This is a genomic window from Mesorhizobium sp. M7A.F.Ca.ET.027.02.1.1 (assembly GCF_004022985.1).
Classification (GTDB): domain Bacteria; phylum Pseudomonadota; class Alphaproteobacteria; order Rhizobiales; family Rhizobiaceae; genus Mesorhizobium.
Window position 1 is genome coordinate 1 of record NZ_RZOL01000442.1, and the last position, 4,711, is coordinate 4,711.

General features: G+C 64.7%; 3 protein-coding genes and 2 pseudogenes. 1 reads left to right on the top strand and 4 read right to left on the bottom strand.

Features of this window, described 5'->3' with window-relative positions; genetic code table 11:
* Positions 1–64 precede the first annotated feature (64 nt).
* Genes EN749_RS39130 through EN749_RS30765 form a run of 3 tightly spaced genes read right to left on the bottom strand, consistent with a single transcriptional unit; the run spans position 65 to position 2,118 of the window.
* Positions 65–730 carry a tyrosine-type recombinase/integrase gene (locus EN749_RS39130; protein ID WP_245316526.1) on the bottom strand — a complete coding sequence of 222 codons (666 nt, stop codon included), beginning with the start codon at positions 728–730 and terminating at the stop codon, positions 65–67.
* A complete protein-coding gene (locus EN749_RS39135) occupies positions 711–1,457 on the bottom strand; it encodes a tyrosine-type recombinase/integrase (RefSeq protein WP_245491525.1) in 747 nt (248 codons plus the stop codon). The genes EN749_RS39130 and EN749_RS39135 overlap by 20 nt, the downstream gene beginning before the upstream one ends.
* A gap of 52 nt (positions 1,458–1,509) precedes the next feature.
* Positions 1,510–2,118, bottom strand: coding sequence for a site-specific integrase (locus EN749_RS30765; protein WP_095521540.1), 609 nt, complete (start codon positions 2,116–2,118; stop codon positions 1,510–1,512).
* Positions 2,119–2,603: 485 nt separating this feature from the next.
* Here EN749_RS30765 and EN749_RS30775 point away from each other — a divergent pair.
* Positions 2,604–4,092: pseudogene (locus tag EN749_RS30775) on the top strand (IS66 family transposase).
* A gap of 319 nt (positions 4,093–4,411) precedes the next feature.
* Here the strand turns inward: EN749_RS30775 and EN749_RS30780 are convergent.
* Positions 4,412–4,711 (bottom strand): annotated as a pseudogene (locus EN749_RS30780) (IS110 family transposase); the annotation flags it as partial.

Genomic DNA, 4,711 nt, shown 5'->3' on the forward strand with positions numbered 1-4,711 from the left:
CCCTGACGCCCGGCAGGGCCGGCCAAACCCAGCTTGCCTCCGCCACATAATATTTAGATGCTGTTCAGCAGTTGCAGAACGGCGTCGTTCGGTCGGAAACGCACGCCGTGGTCGCCGGCGACGCCCGCCTTCTCAATCCATTGCGCATCATCTCGACATCCGCGGCGGCATAGCGGTGGGTCGTGGCGACCTGTGCGTGCCCGAGCCAGGCTTGGATCGTCAAAAGGTCCACGCCGGACTGGAGAAGCTTCATGGCGAGGGAGTGCCGGAAGATGTGCGGCGATATGGGCTTGTCGGCCAACGCCGGCCTGATAGCCACGGCCTCGGCGGCCGCACGCCGCACGATATGGGTCGCTCCGAAACGGGTCAGCCGCTCGTTGCGGGCGCCGACGAATATCGGTCGCGGCTCGTGATGGGCGATCCCGCGCTCGCTCAACAAGGTTGTCAGCGCTCGCGCGAGGTCCTTAGCAATGGGGACGACGCGGTCTCTGCGCCCTTTGCCGCGCAGCAGCACTTGCGGGTGCGGCCGTTCCAACTGAAGGTCGTTTGCGTTAACGCCGGTGGCTTCGGAGACCCGGGCGCCGGTCCGTGCCAAGAAGAGAAGAAAGGCTCGGTCGCGCCGACCACGGGGCGTCTTTGGATCGGGTGCCGCGATGAGGGTGTCCACTTCGGCCTTGGTGAGGTGGTACGTCACCTCAATGTGCGTCCGTTTAATGGGAATCGTCAGCACGTTGGGCGACGCCGAAGGACGCCGGGTCGGCAGCAGCGACGTGGTGGAAGAAAGATCGGATCGCGGCCAAGCGGGCGTTGCGCGTGGCGACGCAATTGTTCCGCTTCTCCTCGAGATCGTCGAGAAAAGCGAGAACGAGGTCTCGGTCGAGATCTTCGAGCGTCAACGCCGCCGGCTTCTTCCGCAACCGGGCGGCGGCAAAGAGGATCAGCATGCGCAAGGCATCGCGATAGCTGGCCACGGTCGCGGGAGTCGCGTTGCGCTGCTTGTTCAAGCGCCGGCGAAAGTATGACTCCAGGAGCGGCGCCCGGCGCAGAAGATGCGCACCTCCGACCCGCCCGAGTTCGATCCCGCCATGCCGCAACCGCTTCCGTACGATCCTCGAAACAGGCGACGCGCACTTGAACGGTCCCAAGGGCGGCGTGAAGGACAGGAATAGATACGGACTATCCACCTTCGGTCGCGCGCGCAGGATGTAGTCGGCGAGCGCGGCGCCGGTCTCCTCGAGGAGCGGCGCCACGCGATCACGCTTGCCCTTGGTGCGCCGGACAAAAACCTCGCCAGCTCGCCAGTCGATATCCTGCAGCTGAATGGCGCGGAGCTCGCCGTTGCGAATGCCGGTGGTGGCGAGTAGCAGGACGGCTGGATCGCGGATGTCGACCGGCGTCGTTGCGCCGATCGCGTCGATTGCGCGCCGAACGTCATCCCATGCAAGGCGCGGTGGCAAATGCGCCAAACGCCAATGAGGCGTCCTTGGGACGACGCCGGCGAGATCCTGGTCATGGTGGCCAGCCCAACACAAAAACCGAAGAAATGTTCGGATGTGAGAAGTCGCTGCCGTGCGGGGTGCCGGAGGTCGCCGATAGCGACAGCCGATGCTCGACGGCAGCGAGGACGTGCTCGGCCGCCAACGCCTCGAGGTCTTGGCCGGGATGGTGATGGCGGAACCAATCCAGAAAGCGGCGGCCGCCCAGAAGAACGCCTTCGCGGGTCTTCGGCTCCAGGCCCCGCACCCTGCCCAGATGGTCCGAAAAGGAAGCCAGAAGCGGAGCATCCGGGTCAGCATCTACACTGGGAACGGAGGCAATGAATCGCTCCGGAGCCACTCGCAGTGCGTGTCCCAGCGCCGACACTGCTCCAATGCGTGGAGAATCCGTCGTAAACGTGCACAAATAGCTATCGACGACATCCTGATGGATCGGCATCGGATCACAGCGCGTCGCGGCAAACTGGCTAAAGCGCGCAATCCGGCTCAGGTAAATCTTGGCGGTCGCTCGCCTATAACCAAGCGTGAAAAAATGCTTCGCGAGGCGATCCATCTCGCCACCGAGTGCGCCGCTGCGCAGGCGCTTGAGCACCCCACAATACGAAAAATAGAACTCGAGCATTCTGCCCCTCCGGCATTGTGGCGCAGGGGAATCCCGCGCCCCATGAGAGAGGCATGAAATATTATGTGGCGGAGGCAAGCTGGGTTTGGCCGGCCCTGCCGGGCGTCAGGGCGGCTCCGCCACATAATCTCGCCCGACGCATAAATGCGGTTATGTGGCGCGCCACATAACCGTTCAGCGGCGCGATCTACGTGTTCCGTGCGAAGCGGACGGACCGGATCAAGCTGATCTTCTGGGACGGCACAGGAGTCTGCCTTTACGCCAAAGCGCCTTGAGGGCGGCGAGTTCCGCTGGCCGAAGGTGCAGGACGGGATCATGCAGCTGACGGCCGCGCAGCTGTCGGCACTGCTCGAAGGTCTCGACTGGCGACGGTCCATGAAGCTCGCCAGACGCGCGTTCCGGCGCAGGCGGGCTGATCCGCGACCAAGTGAATCAGTCCGGATTCCTCTGTCGCCCGGTGCCGGCGAATATGGTCTGATCCGCTCATGGCGATGACGGCGGACCAGCTTCCCGACGATCCGGATGCGCTGAAGGCGATGGTCTTGGCGCGCGACGTCGAGAATGCGCGGCTGATCCAGATCATCCGGGAATTGCAGCGTCACCGCTTCGGCCGCCGCGCCGAGAGCCTGCCGGAAGACCAGTTGCTGCTGGGTCTGGAAGAAGCCGAGCAGATCGAGGCCGCCGGCGAGGAGGCGACCGAACGTGCCGACCCGCGCGAACGCATTGAGCGCGCAGGAAAGCGCCGAGCGAACCGTGGCGCGCTGCCGGCGCATCTTCCTCGCATCGAAACGATCGTCGACATCGACGATCACGTCTGTCCCCTGCACCGGATCGGCGAGGACGTGAGCGAGCGGCTCGACATCGTTCCGGCGCAGCTGCGCGTGATCGTGGTGCGCCGGCCCAAATATGCCTGTCGCGCCTGCGAGGACGTTGTCGTGCAAGCTCCGGCGCCCGCAAGGCTGATCGAAGGCGGCCTGCCGACCGAAGCGACGGTCGCGCAGGTTCTGGTCTCCAAATATGCCGATCACTTGCCGCTCTACCGTCAGGCGCTAGATCTATGCTCGGCAAGGCATCAATCTGGATCGCTCTACGCTCGCCGACTGGGTCGGCCGCGCCGCCTGGCATCTGCGTCCGGTGCACGAGCGGCTGCTTGGCAAGCTGAAGTCCTCGCCAAAACTCTTCGCCGACGAGACAACCGCGCCGGTGCTCGATCCCGGCCGCGGCAAGACCAAGACCGGGCAGCTCTGGGCTTATGCCCGCGATGACCGGCCATGGCATGGAGCCGACCCACCGGGCGTCGCCTATGTCTATGCGCCGGACCGAAAGGCCGAGCGACCGATTGCCCATCTCGCGGGCTTCACCGGTATCCTCCAGGTCGATGGCTATGGCGGCTATCGCGTGCTCGCCGACAAGAGCGGCGTCACGCTCGCCTTCTGCTGGGCGCATGTGCGCCGGCGCTTCTACGAACTCGCCGCGGCCGGTCCCGCGCCGATCGCCAGCGAGGCGCTGAGACGGATCGCTGAACTCTACAGGATCGAAGACGACATTCGTGGACGATCGGCCGAGCAGCGCCGCGCCGTGCGTCAGGAAAAGAGCCTCTCGATCGTCGCCGATCTCGAACCGTGGCTGCGCGAGAAACTCGGGCTGATCAGCCAGAAGACAAAACTCGCCGAGGCGATCCGCTACGCGCTCTCGCGCTGGGATGGCCTGTCGCGCTTCCTTGATGACGGCCGCATCGAGATCGACAGCAACACCGTCGAACGCTCGATCCGCCCGATCGCGCTCAACCGGAAGAACGCACTCTTCGCAGGATCGGATGGCGGCGCCGAACACTGGGCCGTCGTCGCATCGTTGGTCGAAACCTGCAAACTCAACGGCGTCGAGCCACTCGGCTATCTGGCAGACGTGCTCACCAGGATCGTCAGCGGCCACCCCAACAGCCAGATCAACGATCTCCTCCCGTGGGCTACATGACGCCGCCGGAGCTCAAGGCCGTGGCCTGAGAACAGCGCTCTGATGTCCGCTGTCAAGGTTTGGAACGCAGGAGGTCGCCCGATCCGAGGACGGCTGCTCATTCTGAGGATCGCGCATGGGTGGAGGCGGAACTGAAGGACGTCGTTGATCAAGCTCTGATGCGCGGGTTAACTACCGCATTCCCGATTGTGCGTCCGGGGCTGTTCCTATCTTACTGCGGGCGTCGGCGGTTCGCCGGCCACAAAGCGTCTGACGGGCATTCCCCTGCCGTGGTCCCGCCTCCGCCCATGCGCGATATGTGCGCCGTCGCGGCGAGCGATCAGGTGACGCGCGCCTCCCTTGCGACTGCCCACATGAAGCCGACCAGTTCACGGGCGATCGCGGTGCAGACGACCGTTGTCCGTTTGCCCCGAGCGCTCAGCATGCGGTAGCGGGCTGTCAGCCGGGACTGCGCCTTCCAGGCGATCTCACACACCTTCGGTGATGCCTGCTCCAATCGGTATAGCTTCGCCTTCCCGACCTTGGGCGGATGTCGATAGGTCCAGGCGCTCTCGACCAACATGTGGCGAACCCGACCGTTGCCTGCCTTTGTGATGCCGCCGCGCCGGACTGTCTCCCC